Annotated in this window: 14 protein-coding genes; 3 read left to right on the top strand and 11 right to left on the bottom strand. The window is 63.7% G+C overall.

The window, feature by feature from the left end:
- Positions 1-9: 9 nt before the first annotated feature.
- On the top strand, positions 10-1,041 hold the full coding sequence (locus ACW9UR_RS19395) for a hydroxyacid dehydrogenase (RefSeq protein WP_458918715.1): 1,032 nt from the start codon (positions 10-12) through the stop codon (positions 1,039-1,041).
- A 51-nt stretch (positions 1,042-1,092) separates the two neighbouring features.
- On the opposite strand, the gene ACW9UR_RS19390 is transcribed toward ACW9UR_RS19395, so the two are convergent.
- From ACW9UR_RS19390 to ACW9UR_RS19360, 7 genes are all read right to left on the bottom strand, one after another.
- Positions 1,093-1,839 carry an SDR family NAD(P)-dependent oxidoreductase gene (locus ACW9UR_RS19390; protein ID WP_458918714.1) on the bottom strand — a complete coding sequence of 249 codons (747 nt, stop codon included), beginning with the start codon at positions 1,837-1,839 and terminating at the stop codon, positions 1,093-1,095.
- A gap of 36 nt (positions 1,840-1,875) precedes the next feature.
- Positions 1,876-4,200 (bottom strand): DUF4962 domain-containing protein, encoded by a 2,325-nt coding sequence (locus tag ACW9UR_RS19385; protein ID WP_458918713.1) that lies wholly within the window; start codon positions 4,198-4,200, stop codon positions 1,876-1,878.
- An 83-nt stretch (positions 4,201-4,283) separates the two neighbouring features.
- A complete protein-coding gene (locus ACW9UR_RS19380) occupies positions 4,284-5,834 on the bottom strand; it encodes an extracellular solute-binding protein (RefSeq protein WP_458918712.1) in 1,551 nt (516 codons plus the stop codon).
- Positions 5,835-5,863: 29 nt separating this feature from the next.
- On the bottom strand, positions 5,864-6,745 hold the full coding sequence (locus tag ACW9UR_RS19375) for a carbohydrate ABC transporter permease (protein ID WP_458918711.1): 882 nt from the start codon (positions 6,743-6,745) through the stop codon (positions 5,864-5,866).
- A gap of 16 nt (positions 6,746-6,761) precedes the next feature.
- On the bottom strand, positions 6,762-7,754 hold the full coding sequence (locus ACW9UR_RS19370; RefSeq protein WP_458918710.1) for an ABC transporter permease: 993 nt from the start codon (positions 7,752-7,754) through the stop codon (positions 6,762-6,764).
- Positions 7,751-8,860 carry an ABC transporter ATP-binding protein gene (locus tag ACW9UR_RS19365; RefSeq protein WP_458918709.1) on the bottom strand — a complete coding sequence of 370 codons (1,110 nt, stop codon included), beginning with the start codon at positions 8,858-8,860 and terminating at the stop codon, positions 7,751-7,753. The genes ACW9UR_RS19370 and ACW9UR_RS19365 overlap by 4 nt, the downstream gene beginning before the upstream one ends.
- Positions 8,861-8,888: 28 nt before the next feature.
- The gene (locus ACW9UR_RS19360) at positions 8,889-9,677 is read right to left on the bottom strand and encodes a GntR family transcriptional regulator (RefSeq protein WP_458918708.1); all 789 of its coding nucleotides are present in this window, start codon (positions 9,675-9,677) and stop codon (positions 8,889-8,891) included.
- 135 nt (positions 9,678-9,812) lie between these two features.
- Between ACW9UR_RS19360 and ACW9UR_RS19355 the strand changes: the two genes are divergently transcribed.
- Together ACW9UR_RS19355 and ACW9UR_RS19350 are read left to right on the top strand one after the other, a co-directional pair.
- Complete coding sequence (locus ACW9UR_RS19355) at positions 9,813-11,063, top strand: enolase C-terminal domain-like protein (RefSeq protein WP_458918707.1); 1,251 nt, start codon at positions 9,813-9,815, stop codon at positions 11,061-11,063.
- A gap of 26 nt (positions 11,064-11,089) precedes the next feature.
- A complete protein-coding gene (locus ACW9UR_RS19350; protein ID WP_458918706.1) occupies positions 11,090-11,440 on the top strand; it encodes a cupin domain-containing protein in 351 nt (116 codons plus the stop codon).
- Between the two features lie 24 nt (positions 11,441-11,464).
- Here ACW9UR_RS19350 and ACW9UR_RS19345 read toward each other — a convergent pair whose 3' ends face one another.
- The 4 genes from ACW9UR_RS19345 to ACW9UR_RS19330 all read right to left on the bottom strand — a co-directional run bounded on the left by ACW9UR_RS19345 (position 11,465) and on the right by ACW9UR_RS19330 (position 16,465).
- The gene (locus tag ACW9UR_RS19345) at positions 11,465-11,929 is read right to left on the bottom strand and encodes a hypothetical protein (protein WP_458918705.1); all 465 of its coding nucleotides are present in this window, start codon (positions 11,927-11,929) and stop codon (positions 11,465-11,467) included.
- 138 nt (positions 11,930-12,067) lie between these two features.
- Complete coding sequence (locus ACW9UR_RS19340) at positions 12,068-12,979, bottom strand: DUF2950 family protein (protein ID WP_458918704.1); 912 nt, start codon at positions 12,977-12,979, stop codon at positions 12,068-12,070.
- A 5-nt stretch (positions 12,980-12,984) separates the two neighbouring features.
- Entirely contained in the window at positions 12,985-14,556 is a 1,572-nt protein-coding gene (locus tag ACW9UR_RS19335; protein WP_458918703.1) for a DUF3300 domain-containing protein, read from the bottom strand.
- Positions 14,557-14,809: 253 nt separating this feature from the next.
- Complete coding sequence (locus ACW9UR_RS19330) at positions 14,810-16,465, bottom strand: bifunctional aspartate transaminase/aspartate 4-decarboxylase (RefSeq protein ID WP_458918702.1); 1,656 nt, start codon at positions 16,463-16,465, stop codon at positions 14,810-14,812.
- Positions 16,466-16,559 lie beyond the last annotated feature (94 nt).

The raw sequence follows: 16,559 nt of genomic DNA, 5'->3' as shown, positions 1-16,559 counted from the left end.
AGGAAAAAGATGAGCAGCCCTGCGATCCCCGCGGGCGACCGGCCCACGGTTGCCTTGTTCGTGACCGATGTAGTCCGGCGGAAGATGTTCCCGCCCGAACTACTGGAGCGTGTCGCGGGTTTTGCGGAGCTGCGCGAGGTGAACGTCGACCGACTCGGCCACGATGCCGCCCGCGATGCGCTGGGCGGCTGCGATGCGCTGCTGCTGGGCTGGCACTCGCCCACACTGACACCCGACCTTCTGGCCCGCGAGGACCGGCTTCGTTTCATCGCCTATGTCGGCGCTAGTATCCGTCACATGATGCCCGTCGCGGCGATCGAGACCGGTCGCCTGACCGTCAGCCATGCCGCCATCCCGATCGCCGAGGCTGTCGCCGAGTTCACCATCGCGCAGATCCTCGAGCATCTGAAGCGCACCCGCGCGCAGGATCAGGACCTGCGCGGAACGGGCGAATGGTGGGCTCAGCGCGAGAAGTGGATCGGCCACCAGCTCGGCGCGCAGACAGTCGGCATCGTCGGTGCAGGTTTCGTTGGGCAACTGGTGATCCGGCTGCTTCGCGCCTTCGGCAGCGATGTGCTGGTCTACGACCCCTACATGCCCGAAGAGCGTGCCCGTGAACTCGGCGTCAGGCTGGGCACCCTGGACCAGGTGATGGCAGACAGCAGCGTCGTCTCGCTGCACGCGCCGGTCCTGCCCGAGACGTGGCACATGATCGACGCCGACCGTCTGGCGCTGCTGCAGGACGGCGCGCTGCTGGTCAACACAGCGCGAGCCGCGATCATCGACGAGGCCGCGCTGATCGAGGCCCTGCGCACCCGCCCGATCACCGCCGCCATCGACGTCTTCGCCGACGAGCCGCTGCCCCTCGACAGCCCGTTTCGCAGCCTGCCGAATGCCGTGCTGTCCCCGCACACAGCGGGCCACACGTGGGAAACCTATCTCGATCAGGGGCGCATGGTAGTGGACGAAACCGAGCGGTTTCTCAACGGCCAGCCCCTACGCCACCAGGTGACGCCCCCGATGCTGAAGACCATGGCCTGAAACAAAAAAAGCCGGCCCCGAGGGGCCGGCCAGGTGCTCTGGGGAGAGTCCTTATGAGAAGACGGTGCCACCGTTGATGTCGACACAGGCACCGGTGATGAAGGCGGCCTCGTCCGAAGCCAGGTAGGCAGCCAGGTTCGCCACATCCATCGAGGTCCCCTCGCGCTTCAGCGGCGTGTTACCGGCGACGGCCTTGCGAACCTCGGGCTTGGTGAAGATGTTGTGGAAGTCGGTGTCGATCATGCCCGGGCACAGCGCGTTGACGCGAATCTTCGGCCCCAGCTCCTTCGCCATACCGCGAGTCATCGTCATGACCGCGCCTTTCGAGGCGCCATAGGCGATGGCGCCCGGACCTGCGCCGTCGCGACCTGCCTGCGAGGCAAGGTTCACGATCGCCCCGCCCTCGCCCATGTGCGGCAGCGCTGCCTGTACCAGCAGCAGCGCCGAAGTCACGTTCACCGCCATGACGGCGTTCCAATGCTCCAGCGTCATTTCCGGGATGGTCTTGCGCGCAAGGATACCGCCGGTGTTGTTGATGACGATGTCGACCGCGCCGAACTCGGCCACGGCGGCATCGACCAGCGCCTTTACCTCTTCCGGATTGGTCATGTCGCCGGCCTTGGCAAAGGCCTTGCCGCCCGCGTCCTTGATCAGCTGCACCGCCTTCTCGGCGCCAGCGCCAGACTTGTAGTAGTTCAGCACGACATTCGCGCCGGCCTTGGCCAGCCGCAGCGCGCAAGCAGCGCCGATGTCGCGCCCGGCGCCAGTGACGATGGCCGTCTTGCCTGAAAGGTCCATGGGATACTCCTGTAGTGAAAGGTTGTGTGTTGGGGCTCAGGCCTTGGCCAGCTTCTGAACCACGATCTTGAAGCTGCGCTCCTCGGCGTCGGTGAAGTAGAGGTCGCAGTCGTAGCCCTGGTCGTCGAGGAAGTGGAAAACGCGGCGCGGCTCGGCCAGAGAATACGGTACCAGCAGCGTCGCGATCCGGTGCCGCGTGGCCGCCGGGTAGTGCGCCGTCAGGCAGGTGCTGACCGGCAGCCCTTCGTATTCCGAGGGATCGACGCCGGGAAAGCCGGTTTCCTGGCTCAGCTTCGCCGCGCCCGCCTCGGACCACAGCACCTGGCCGTAGAAACCCGCCTTCTGCCCGGTGTAGCGGAACGAGTTCTCGCCCAGCGTGAACCGGTCGTTGGCGTGCAGCAGCCAGTCGATGGTCACCGGTGTATCGGCATCCACGCTGTCGACGATCACGAAATACTGGTCATGGACGAAATAGACCTCGCGCTCGGCCCGCGTAACCTCGGGGGTCAACGAACGGTAGGCGGCGGTCGCATCGCCCTTGATGTAGATGTGGTCGTCGCGCTCGTCAGCGATCAGTATCTCGCCAGTCGCCTGCATGGCGCGGGCCTTGTCCTTGTCGGCATACTGGCCCTTGCCGTCGATCAAGATCGCGTTCTTGGACCGCGTCTGCCGCCGCCACGTCTGGTGCATCGAGCTGTTGAAGGCGACGTAGTGCCCCGACTGGATCGCCAGATCCTCGCCGAAACCGGCCAGACAGAAGGCGTTCTGATCGCCGTGGCTGTGGCTGATCGAGCCATAGGGCGAGGCCTTCATCACGAACTGGATGTGTTGGTCGGGATCGTCCATCCGATGCTGGATCGCGGCCCAGCCGATGCCCCGGAACCAACGCAGCTTGTCGATCTCGGCGGGCGGCACCTCGTCGATCGACGGCCAGTCGTGGCGATAGGTCATCTCGTCGAAGTTCAGATCCCACCAGCCGTAATTATAGAAGGCCATCTCGGTGCCGGGATCGTTGCGCTTAACCTCTTCGTAGTACCACTGGTACGCCGTGTTGCCGGTAACCCCCGCGAACTGGCGCAGGTTGTAGCCGACCTTCAGGCAGGGCAGATCGCCCATCGTGCTGTCGTCGCCAAAGGTTGCCCGGCGCGTGTCCGGCGCCTTGGTGTAAAGCGGGAAATCCCCGGTCTTCTGGAAGAATGGCCGGTCATAGAGGTTCAGGCCGGTGAAACTTTTCAGCAGGTTCGCGGCCTCGACCAGATAGGCCATGCCGGTCATCCAGTAGTGCGGCCCCTCGGCCCAGCCACCATCAGCATCGCCCCAGGGCGAGTAGACGGTGAACAGGAACTCGATCGAGTAGTCCAGCCATTCCCGTGCCTCCGGCTCCTCGCCCAGCATGGCGATACAGCACGGGACCAACACCGCTGAGACCGAACGTACCGCGTGGCTGTCATAGGGAAACAGGTGGATGTTCGCGTGCTTGATGACGTGATCGGCCACTTGGCGCGTGCGGGCCAAAAGGGCCTTGCGGACAACGGTGCGCTCGTCCTCGGTCAGCTCGGCATGGAGCCAGTCATAGCCCCAGGCCAGCGCGACGGCGACGCGGAAGGCCCATTCGTCGGTGTAGGCGCGAGAAGTCGAGCCCTCCGGATCCCATTCCGAGGCAGACAGCAGCCAGGCCTTGGCCCGCTCCAGCATGGCGGGGTCATCGGTCACATGCCCTGCGATGGCCTGGTGCCGGATCGCGTAGATCAGTTCCTGGCAGTCGATATAGGTCTGCCGCCAGATCGGCGGCGTGCGCTGATCGTTCGGATAGCGCGCCGGTTCATCCATCACGGGGCGGTCGATCCAGGGCTTCACGGATTTCTCGTAGAAAGTCGCCCAGGTGCAATGATCCGGGCTCTCGGCGACGGCGGCCTTGAAGGCCTTCAGCTCGCTTGGCCCGAGCCACAGGCGCGGGTGGCGCAGGTTGGCGTTGGCATAGCGCGCCTTGCGGTCTGGCAACGGGACTTCAACCGCGTCCTCGCTGACCGTGAAACCGCGGGCCACGCTCCACTCGGTGGCGGGCGTTTCTTTCTTTCCGTCCCAGACGGCGTAGGACCAACGCCATTTGCCGGGTTTCAGCGGCACATCTGGCGTGGCGAAGTTCAGGGGAATGTCGGTAAGCAGCACCGGCTCGGCGTCGGTCTCGTCCTGCGGCTCGAGCTTGAGGACATAACGGGCCTCGTCCTCGACCACGGGAAGCCAGCTGAAACGGGGCGGGTTTTCGATCGGGGCCGAACCCTCCGCCGGGGCGTACTGGATGTTCAGCCGTCCCGCCCGGGGCTGGTCCAGATAGGCAGAGTATTCCTGTCGCGTCGGCATGTGGCGCGGGCTCCTGGCAAGTATTTCGGATGGAATGAGAGGCCGCCCGGCACGCTATGCGCCGGGCGGCTGGCTGGATGGGATCAGCCGTCGTACTGGCGCTTATAGGCCGAGTTCATCACCTCGAGCACATCGTTCAGACCGCGGCTGTCAAGCTGGGCCATGTACTCGTCCCAGTCGGCCACGACATCACCGGTGCCGAGGATCCAGGCCTGCTGGCGCTCGAGCATGTAGGTCATGATCGAGGGCCAGTACTTGTCGTAGACCGCCTGCTCGTCCTCGGTGAACGCAACGCCGAGGAACTGGTCGAGAAGCAGATCGTGCTGGTCATAGAGGTCGATCCCGGCCTGCGCCGCTTCCGAGGTCCACTGGATCTCGTAGAAGTAGTCCTGCGGATAACCACGGTAGATCTGCGCACCCACCTCGTAGAGCTGCGAGTTCACCGGTCGGTCGCCGTTCAGGATGTGATCCTTGAAGATCGGCTTGCCGTCGACCATGTCGTACTGCTCGCCCTCGACGCCGAAGTTGGCAAGGCGCTTGCCTTCCTCGGTGAACCAGAAGTCGAAGTACTTGATGGTCTCGACCGGGTTCTCGTTCGAGTAGCTGATCGCCCAGCCGTCCGGCTTGATCGGGATGCGGCGATGCTCTTCGATCCGTTTGCCACCGGCGGACGCGGGCGGCAGGAAGGGCACGAACTCGAAGCCCTCGATCTTGTCGGCGAGTGCGGCGTTGTAGCCCGACGTCGAGGCGAACCAATCGTGGGTCGAGCCGCCCAGGTTCTCCGACAGCAGGTAGTCGCGCGAGGCCGAACCACGAGTGAAGATCTCGGGGTCGATCAGGCCCTCGGCATACCACTTCGCGATATTCGCGATACCGTCACGATAGCCTTCGGTGGCGTAGGGGTGCTGCACTTCACCGTCGACGACCATGAAGTCGTGATAGGTGTCCGAGCCGGACGAACGGCCGTCCCACAGGGTCACGAGGCGCACCACCTCTTCCCAGTCACGCGCGAAATAGGGAATCTCGTCCTTCTCGCCATTGCCGTTCGGGTCCTGGTTCCGGAACGCGGTCAGGACTTCGTACAGCTCGTCCACATTGTCCGGCTGCTCCAGCCCCAGCGCGTCGAGCCAGTCCTGACGGATGAACCACGCACGGCCGTACTTTCCGTCCGGCAGGTAGGGGATGTAGTAGATGTTGCCGTCCCAAGACGAGATCGCCTGCATCAGCTCGGGGCGCTCGTCGAAGAACGCCTTGATGTTCGGCGCATGCTCTTCGATCAGGTCGTTCAGCGGCACGAACGCGCCCTCGGGGCCGTACTGGTTGACCGAGTCCTTGATCCGGTTGCCGCCGACGATGTCGGGCATGTCGCCCTGTGCGAGCAGCAGGTTGAACGCCTCGTTGTTGTCGGTCGTGTTCCGACCGGCCGTCTTGTCGACCAGGCTGATGCCGGTCCATTCGCTGGCGACCTTCTCGACCGGGTAGTCGTTGTTGTAGCCCTGCGAGCGCGGCCAGTGCATGTGGATCGTCAGCTCCAGCGGCTCGTCGACGATCTTGTGATCGGCTTCCTGCGCCAGTGCCGGTGCGGCAAGCATGGTCGTCGTCGACAATGCGGCGGCTATTGACAGTCTTCGCATGGTTTTCCTCCCTTTATGCGACTTGGCAATCATTCCTTGACCCCACCCAACATGATGCCCTTGTTGAAGTATTTCTGGACCCAGGGGTAAATCAGCAGGACAGGAATGACAGAACAGACGATGATCGCGGCGGTAACGGTTTCGACCGAATAGGCAGCGTCGATCAGCGTGCTTGAAAACTCTTCATCGTCGGACAGCTTCTGGATCAGCTGGCGCAGGTACACCTGTAGCGGGATCTTGTCGGTGTCCTGCAGTAGGACCATCGCCCAGAAGAAGCCGTTCCAGCGCGACACGATGCAGAACAACGTGATCGTGGCAATCGCCGGTTTCGACAGCGGGATATAGACCTTCCACAGCACCTGGAACTCGTTGGCGCCGTCCATCCGCGCCGCCTCCTCGAACGAGCGCGGAATGCCCTCGAAGAAGTTGCGCAGCAGGATGATGTTGAAGGCGTTGACCGCGAAGCCGATGATGATCCCGAAATAGCTGTCCAGCAGACCGAGGTCGCGCATGTTCAGCCAGAACGGGATCAGCCCGGCGTTGAACCACATCGTGAAGGCGATGAAGAGGTTCCAGAACCGCCGCCCAATCAGCTGCGGGCGCGACAGCGCATAAGCGCCGGGGATGATGATTAGCAGGCTCATAGCCGTGCCGCCGAAGGTGTAGATGAACGTGTTGCGATACGAGGTCCAGAACTCCGGCTCGCTCAGCACCCGCTCATAGGCGCCCAGGGTAAATTCGATGGGCGTCAGTACCACCTTCCCCGCCGTCGCCGCGAAGCCCGAACTGAAGGACACGGCGGCGATGTAGATGAACGGATAGAGGGTCGCGATCGTGAACATGCCGATGAGGATCATGTTCGTGATGACGAACAGCTTATCGCCGCGAGAGTAGAGGTTCATATTTGTCATTGTCTCTCTCCTCCCCTCACCACAGCGACGTGCGCGAGTAGCGGCGCGACAGGCTGTTGGCAGTCATCACCAGGACGAAGGCGACCACGGCGTTGAACAGGCCCGCTGCGGCAGCCAGGTCGTACTGGCCGTTCTGAAGGCCCTGGCGGTAGATGAACGTGTTGATCACGTCGGCGGTCTGATAAGTCGCGGGCTGGTAGAGCAGGATGATCAGCTCGAAGCCCACCTCCATCAGATTGCCGATGCGGATGATCAGCATGATGATGATCGTCGGCAGGATCGACGGCAGGGTGATCTTCCACATCATCTGCCAGCGGCTTGCCCCGTCCACTACCGCGCTTTCGTAAAGCGAGGGGTTCACGCCTGCGATGGCCGCGAGGTAGACGATCGACTGGAAGCCCGCCTCCTGCCAGATGCCGGTGCCGATGAAGATCGGGCGGAACCATTCGGGCTTGGTCAGGAAGTAGACCGGCTCGAAGCCTAACCATTCCAGGAACGTGTTCACGATCCCTGCCGAAGGCGAGAAGGCCGTGATGACGATACCCGCGATGATCACCGTCGAGATGAAGTGCGGCAGGTAGACGATCGTCTGCGCTGTCCGCTTGTAGGTCGCGTTCAAGATCTCGTTGAACATCAGCGCCAGAAGGATCGGCGCCGGGAAGCCGAACAGCAGGCTGAAGCCGCTGATCATGATGGTGTTCTTGATCGCCCGCAGGAACTGGTCGTTGCCGAACAGCGTCTCGAAATGCTCGAAGCCGACCCAAGGGCTGCCTTCGATACCACGGAAGATGCTGTAGTCCTTGAAGGCGATCTGCAGCCCGTACATTGGCTTGTAGAGGAACAACAGGAACCAGATGATCGTCGGCGCGAGCAGCACGTAGATCTGCCACTCCCTGCGGAAGTGATCCCCCAGCCAGACGGCGCGGCGCTTGGCCCGGTCGCGTAGCGCCTCGCGCGCTTCGACGACCAGCGTCTCGGTCGAGGGACCTATGCTTTCCTGCTGGCTCATGCCGCCACCCCGACCGGAACATCGCTGAGGACCCGACCGGTCTCCTTGTCGAAGACCTTTACCAGGTCCGGCGTGACGTGAATTTCCCTGACACCGCTCAGGTGATCGGTGCGGCCTCCGGTCTCGGTCTTGATGACGAACGGCTTGTCGCCGATGCTGCTGTGAAGCAACGCCTCGGAGCCCAATGTCTCGACCAGGTCAAGTTCCACCGGCAGGGTGCTGCCGCGCTCGACCGGCTGGATGGAGGCGTGCTCGGGACGAATGCCGACGATGACTGTGCGGCCCTGCGCATCGCGAAGCGCGTCGAGTGCAGGAAGGGCAAGCTTCGCATCGCCTACGACCGCAACCGGACCACCGGCCTCAAGCTCGACCCGCGCTTCAAACTGGTTCATGGGTGGCGAGCCGATGAAACCCGCGACGAACGTGTTCACAGGGTTGTTGAACAGGTCCATCGGCGTGCCGATCTGCTCGATGCGGCCGTCGCTCATGACGACGATCCGATCTGCGAGGGTCATTGCCTCGACCTGATCGTGTGTCACGTAGACGCTGGTCACGCCGAGACGCTTGTGCAACCGCTTGATCTCGGCCCGCATCTGCGTGCGCAGCTTGGCGTCGAGGTTCGACAGCGGTTCGTCGAACAGGAATACCTCTGGGTGGCGCACGATCGCTCGGCCCATGGCGACGCGCTGGCGTTGACCGCCCGACAGGTCCGCCGGACGACGCTCAAGATAGTCGGTCAGCCCCAGGATGCCCGCGACCTCGGCTACCGATGCGGCGATCTCGTCCTTGGGCTTGCGGCGGATACGCAGGCCGAAAGCGATATTGTCGGCAACGTTCAGATGCGGGTAGAGCGCGTAGTTCTGGAACACCATCGCCACGTCACGGTCCTTAGGCGCGACCCGGTTCATCACCCGCTCACCGATGGTCAGCGTGCCGCCCGAGATCTCCTCGAGCCCAGCGATCATCCGCAGGGTCGTCGACTTGCCGCAGCCCGAAGGGCCGACCAGCACGACGAACTCGCGCGGCTGAACCTCAAGGTCGATGGCGTGCACCACTTCGACCGCGCCATAGCGCTTGACGATCTTGTCCAGTCTCAGACCCGACATCTTTCCTCCAATGGATTGCCGCGCCGCCTTAGCGGAGACGCGGTCTTGTTCTTTCGGCGTTGAGACGCTCGATATTCTCGATCAGTCCGGGGGCGGACCAGATCGAGTCCGCCTCCTGCTCCAGCGAGCCCAGATGCTCGATCAACGCGGCCTCTGCCGCGTCCGGTTTGCCGCTGCGGATGGCGGCCACCATGTTGTGGTGCTGTTCCATGATCGTCGGACCGCGCTGCATATTGCAGATCCGCTTCAGGTGACGGACCCGATACAGTTCGGTCTGGGCGCGGCGGGCGGTTTCCCACACGCCGCTGATGCCCGCCATGTCGAATATTCCTTGGTGAAAATGCTCATCCAGCGCGAAGAACAGGTCATAGTCCTTCTCTCCGAGCGCGCGTTCCTGCCGTGCGACGATCTGGTCGACCGCATCCAATGGCTGCCCGGCCCTGACAACCGACGCCGCGCGGCGCACGGCGCCGCTTTCCAACTGCAGACGGATGAAGAACGCGTCGAAATACTTCTCGATCCGGATCGGGGCAACAAACGTTCCGCTTTTCGGAACAATGTTTACAAGTCCCGCAGTTTCAAGGCGAATAAGCGCCTCGCGCACCGGGGTCTTGGACGCATCGAAGGACGCTGAAAGCGCACTCTCCGATATCTTCTGCCCCGGCAGCAACCGCACGGTGATGATCAGGCGCCGAACCGATTCGAAGATCTGCTGAACAAGGGGGCGCTCGGCGATCAGCTTCACATCGGCCAGGAGTTTGGACACCGATTCCTGCTCGATCGAGGCAAGCCCGCTTGTCTGATCCAGCTCGACCATGTCGCGTCGCCCTCCCTAGGCGATGATTCTGATATCTTAGTTTTGCAAACTAGTATCTTAGATTTGACCGCCTCGCAAGATTAATGTTTACAAATCGTCACAACCCGCGCATCAGCAGCGGCAAGGGAGGATCATGTGAAGATCACCGAAGTACGCATCACGCCCGTGGCCGTGCCGGACGTTCCGGTGCTGAACGTAAAGGGCGTGCACCAACCGGTCTTTCTGCGCTCGATCATCGAGATCGACACCGATGCGGGCCTGACCGGCCTGTCGGAAACCTACGGCGCACGCCGAACGCTGGATGGTCTGCGCAAATCAGCGGACGCGTTGATCGGGCTGGACATTTTCGACCTCAACGGTCTCGCGAACAGGGTCGACGAAGCACTGCCCAACGCCGGCGGCATCAACGCGGCCACCGCCCTGGCCGACCACAAGCTGGTCGACGTGATCTACGGCGCTTTCGAAGTCGCGCTCCTCGACCTTCAGGGCAAACGGCTGGGCCGCCCGGTCTGTGACCTGCTGGGCGGCGCGCTGCGCACCGACATTCCCTTCGCGGGCTACCTGTTCTTCAAGTTCCCCAAACCTGCCGATCAGGTCGGAGAGGACATCTTCGGCGAGGTGATGACCCCGGATTCCCTGGTCGAAGAAGCCCGCAGCTTCATCGCCGACCACGGGTTTCGCTCGCTCAAGCTGAAGGGCGGTGTGCTGGAGCCGGCGCAAGAGGTCGAGACGATGCGCAAGCTGCAGGCCGCCTTCCCCGGCGTGCCCCTGCGGATCGACCCGATGGGCGCCTGGGCACCCGAGACCGCCATCGCGCTGGCGCACGAACTCGACGGCGTACTGGAGTACCTCGAGGACCCGTCGCCCGGTATGGACGGTATGGCGCAGGTCGCGCGCGACTGTCCGATGCCGCTGGCCACGAACCTCGTCGTCACCGAACTGCCGCATGTCTTCGAGGCGCAGGCCCGCGGCGCGGTGCAGGTGGTGCTGAACGACCACCATTACTGGCGCGGGATGACCGGCGCGGTACAACTCGGCCATATCTGCCGCGCGGCGGGGATGAAACTCGCGATGCACTCGAACTCGCATCTCGGCATCAGCATGGCGGCAATGCTGCACGTTGCCGCCGCGACGCCCGGGCAAAGCTACGATTGCGACACCCACTACCCCTGGGTTCGGGACGAGGTCATCTCGGGTGGCCGGTTCGGCTTCAAGAATGGCCGCATCCCGGTCCCGACCGGCCCCGGCCTTGGGGTATCGTTGGATCGCGCGGCACTGGACCGGATGGCCGCACTCTACGATGCTCAGGGAGTGAAGGACCGGGACGATACCCACGAGATCCGCAAGTACCTGCCCGACTTCGAACGCCGCATTCCGCGCTGGTAGCGCGCACCACGACCGGAGACCCCAAGATGCACGTGACACATGACAACCCGACCGCCTGGATGACCTCCGGCCCCGGAGCCGAGCGCCGGATCCTCGCCCACAGCGCAGACCTGATGCTGGTCGAATTCCGCTTCGAGAAAGGCGGAGAGGGCCTGCCTCATAGTCACCCGCACACGCAGCAGACCTATGTGGCCAGCGGCAGTTTCGAGTTCACCGTCGCGGGCGAAACGCGCACTCTCAACCCGGGCGACGGGCTTCTGATCCCGTCGGACGCTGTACATTCCTGCGTCTGCCTGGAAGCGGGCGCGCTGATCGACGCATTCACGCCCTGCCGTGACGATTTCCTCGAGGCTCACGGCCTGCCCACATCCGCTTAAGCTAGGCAGGCGAACAAAGCGCCCTCAGACCCGGATCGGCGCCCAGTTCAGGAAGAACCCGATATCGCCAGGAATACCGCCCGGGAAGGTGATGACCATCGCCTTCAGACGGTAGCCCTTGGGCTTGGCAAGCTCCTGATATCTGTCGAAGAACTCCTTGGCCTTGCCTTGCAGGGTCTCGGGCCAACGCGGGTCGCTGTTGTTGATCATCCGGCCCCCGTCGGTGCACAGGTCCGACGGGAAGCTGTAGACCAACGCCTCCATCTCGCCGTTCTTCACCGCGTTGGTGACCAGCCTGCGGACCATAGCGATCTCTTCGTCGCTGACACGCTCGTGAAGGAAGCTGTGAGCGAACTCGGCGAGCCGCTTCTCCTCGGCCTCCCGCGCATTCTGCGCCTCGTCCATCTTCTCCATCTCTTTCTCGAGAATGGCCATGCGCAGGGCCTCGGCCGACAGAGGGGGCTCGTTGCGATCGATGCTATCGTTCATGGCATACCGCCTTCCAGACAGTTGGACTCCCAAATCCGTCTTACCAGACCGTAAGGACCGGCAACCGTATGATACGGTGACGTACCGCGATCCACCAAACGGGTTTCAACCGGGCCGCACGACCCCGGGTGCTTTGCGTCACTCCACGGGCATCCAGTCCTCGCCCGGATCGTAACGTTCGATTTCGATCGCGCGTGCCAGGGTGTCCTCGCCCAGGTCCGCCTCGAGAACGACGCCATCCTCGCCGACCATGAAGCTCATGATGCCGGTGTCGCCGTAGGTCGCCGGATAGGCCACCAGCGCATGACCGGCCACCATGTTGCCGCCGATCATGTAGCTGTAGGCACCACCCGGCGCGGCCTCGCCCTGACCCTGGAGAATCCGGAAATAATAGCCCTCGAAGGGTTCAGGTTCGACATCGGCGCCGCCCTCGCTGAACCCGAAGAAGTTCGCGCGGGCGAAATCGCCATTGAACGGGCTCGGCTGCCCGCCCTCCTCTTCCGGCCAGAACAGTCCGTCGCGCGCGCCCGGCGAGGACAGGATCGAGGCAGCGAACTCCATCACCCCATCACCGTCATGGTCCGTCCGCCGATAGCTGGCCTGGATGTCCCCGATACGCTCCAATATATCGATGACCGCGAGTTCATGCCCACCGATCCGGCGCATCAGCACCTCTTCGCGGGCTGCCTCGGCATCGAAGCTCCACATGCCGTCCGTCTCGACGATTGGCGCGGGGAACGGCCAGTTGTCACGGCCTACATAAAGCGTGACCGCGCCGTCAGGCCCGGTCTCCAGCCTGCGGATCCGGTGCAGATCGTCCAGGAAATCGCCCCAGAGTTCGCGATCCTCGTTCTGGTCGCCCGTGGACAGGATATCCTCGCTTTCGGGGCCGAAGATGCCCAGCACCGCCTCCCTGTCGCGGGCGTCCAGCGCGGCATCAAGCGCGTCCACCGCCGCCTCGGGCGAGGCGAAGCGCGCCGCATCGGCCCATACCGGAACCGTGCCGAGCAGAAGCGAGAAAGCCGTCGTCGTAGCAAGTAGCTGTTTCATCTTCCCTACCTCCTGCCGCCGCCGCGACCGCCGCGGCCACCGCCACCGCGCCCTGCGCTCGATCGGCCACGGTTGCTGGACATCGAGGGCCGACTGCCGGACCGCTGGAACGTGTTCGACCGGCTCGGCTGCCGGACCGTGGGCGACCGGCCCGTCGAGGGTCGCGAGACCGAGGGCGACCGATTGATCGAGGTCCCGCGGTTGACGGTGCGTGACGGCGAGGTCGCGCGTGCCGCGCCGCCAGTGGCGCGCTGCGTCGCGGTCGGCCGCGTCGGCTTCAGCGTCGCCGTGCCCCGGTTGATCGACTGCCGCGCCTCGATCTTCTTGCGCGCGGCATCGCGGCTTGTCGCGTTGGAGATCGACCGCCCGTTGCCGGGCAGCGTCTCAGCACCTGGGCGGTCGCCATCGCGGAACGCGCCAAGGTCGCTGCGGTCGATCTGGGTCCGGTCGCTGTCGCCGATGCTGACCCGGCCCCCGTCACCGATCTGCGGACGGTCGCCGTCGCCTATGCCGGGGCGGTTTCCGTCACCGATACCTGGCCTGTTGCCGTCTCCGATGTTGATGTCACCCCTGTCAATATCCAGATCGCCCCGGTCGATGGTGATGTCGCCCCGGTCCCAGTCGATATCGTTGTCGATGTCCCAGCCGTCCCAATCATCGTCGTCGAAGATCTCGTCGAGAATGATCGCGCCACCAAGGATGATCCCCCCGGCGATCAGCGCATCCTGCCAGTGATCGTCATGGTAGTAGTGGCTGTGACCATAGCCGTAATAATAGGACGGCGTCCCGACGACCGGCGTATTGTAGACCACCTGCGGATCATAAGTCGGCACGTAGACCACGTTCGGATCGGCGGCCGAGATGACGATCGTGTCGCCCTCTTCCTCGATGGTCTGAGCGTCGTTGTCGACGAGATATCCGTTCTCCTGCGCCTTTGCCCGAAGCCGCTGGATCGAGGCCAGGACGTCGTCGGTCTGCGCGACAACCGCCTCGCCGGCCTGTTCCGTCCAGTCGATGTTCTCGCTCATCCGGGTCACGAGTTCCGGGAACCCGGCGGCAAGCTCCTTCACGCTCTGGTCCCATTCCTGCGCTGCCGCTTGATCGACGCGCTGCTCGTCCGGAAGCTCGGCGGTCTCTTCGACGAAGCGGCCAGCTTTCATCACGTCGAGCGGGAAGGTCACCGCGACCAGAACCGGGGTCAGGACCGCATCGGGGAACAGCGCGACAGGGCCGAATAGCGTATCAAGTTGCTCGTCGGTCAGCGGACCTTCGGCGGACACCGCGGCCTCGATGGAGGCTGCCGCCTCGGCAGCCTGCTCGGGGGTCAGCACCTCGCCACTCACATCGACACAGGGGATTTCAAGCTCCATGCCAACAGCGATGTTCTCGGGGTTGCCGCCAATCGCATCCCAGTTGGCGTCAGCGATGAAGCCGTAGAGCTGCGGGTCGCCATAGGCGCGCGCCGAAACCTGGCTGAGCGTGTCGCCCGGCGCGATGGTGTAGCTGCTGCCACAGGTCACCGAGCCGTCGCCCACAAGAACCTGCGCCGACACCGGCGCCGTCGCGGTGCAGCACATCAGGGCGGCGAAAAACTCCCAGACTCCCGCACGGCGGTCCGTCCCCCGTCCTCTGGGATTGTGGCCCCCTGCACTGGGAGCATTGAATGGAGACATCGTACCCCTCCCTCTCACGAGCGGCCCGGAGGATCCGGAACCAGGCTCGGAATTCTCGGGGCCGAATTGGCGGGCACATGCGACTTGCCAGCCCGCTTCGGCCCCTACCGCTTTCGGTGCAAGGCCCGGCTCGTGCCAGTCTGACGCCGAACCCGGGTCATGCCGTGATCGTCTCTCCTTTCGAGGCCTGATAGGCCTGCACGTAGCCACGAGCGATGGAGCGCACGGCGCGGCCGATTTCCGAATAGGCCGCATCGTCTAGGTTCGCGAACGACACCCGCACCGACCAGTTCGGCGCGGCGAAGCCCGAACCGTTCAGCAGGACGATGCCGTGGTCCTCGGCCAGACGGAACGGGATATCGAGCGGGTGGATGTTCTCCTTCACCCAGGTAACGACATCCTCGCCCAGATACTTCCGCAGCCAGAACTCCAGATCGATGATCCCATAGTAGTGATCGTAGTGGATCCCGGGATTCGACTCGATCCCCATTCCGTCGACTAGGTTGCGGAAACGCTTCTCGCAGATCGCGATACAGGCCTTCTGGTAGACCTTGTCCGCGTCCATCATCTCGACCAGCCCGAACAGCGTCATCATCACCTGCTGCGGCAGGGACAACCCGGCGGTGTGGTTTAGGGCCACGTCGCGGCTGTCGGCCACGATGCGGTCGACGAACTTCACGTCGCGCGGGGCCGGGGTCATCGGCTTGTAGCGCGCCTCGAGCAACTGCTGGATGTCCTCGGGATGGTTCTTGATCCGCTCGTCGAAAATGTTGTCCTGCGCCACGGCGATCACGCCCAGGCGCCAGCCGGTGCAGCCGAAGTACTTGGAATACGAATAGACCCCGATCGTGTTGCGCGGCAGGTGCCCCATGATCGACTCGAAGCCGGGCACGAACGTGCCGTAAACATCGTCGGTCAGGATCATCAGGTCGGGCCGCCGCTCGGTCACGAACTTCACCAGCCGGGCGATAGACGCCGGGTCCATTGCCGCCGCCGAGGGGTTGCCGGGGTTCACCAGGAACAGTGCCTTGACCTTGGGATCGGCCAGGATCTCGACGTCCTCGTCGGTGAACTGGAACTTGTCCTCCTGCTCGGCGCTCATGCGGACGATGTTCAGGCCATAGTCCTCGAGTTCGGGCATCTCGAGGTATGGCGTGAAGATCGGCGTTCCCAGCGCGATGGTGTCGCCCGCATTCAACAGCCGCTGGTTCTTCAGCGTCTTAAAGATGTAGCACATGGCCGCCGTGCCGCCCTCGACTGGGTAGAGATCGAACTGCACGTCCGGCCGATGCCCGGCACACATCGCCCACATCAGGTATTCATGGGTGATGATCTCGTTGTGGTGCAGGGCGCGGTCCGGAACCGGGTAGTTGTCGCCGATGATGGAATCCGTCAGCTCGTGCACGAAGGCGTCCGGCTCGAAGCCGAATTTACCGATCGCGAAGTCGACCGCATCGCCCAGCGTCTGCGCGGGCGACGGGCCCTCATCGTCCAGGTGCTCATCCACCTGCCCGACCTGCTGCCGCTTGATCCACTTGGTGAACCGCGCATGCGCACCGTCACGCGGCGGCATCCCGGCCACCCCGGCCCCGGGGTCGTTATAGGTACGCCGCGCCTCGGCCAACGCAAACTGGCCCAGCAGGAAGAACGCCTCGCGCGCCCGCGTCGCGATCCAGTTCGGATTGCCCCGCCCGGCATTGAGGAACAGCCTGGACGACTTTTCGGCCCCGTCGCGGGCAAGCTTGATCAGCTCATCCTTGATCTCGAACGGGCTGAGCCCCGAAATGCTGTCGAAATAATCGCGGTCCAACATGGGCTTAACCTTCCTCTGCAAGAACTGAGCGCCCGCGACCGGCCCCGACGGGCGCGGGCCGGGCCGACTGTAAAAGGGACATTGGCCAGCGGGG

The sequence above is a fragment of the Halovulum sp. GXIMD14794 genome (assembly GCF_054457455.1).
This window is presented reverse-complemented; position numbering and strand designations above follow the sequence as displayed.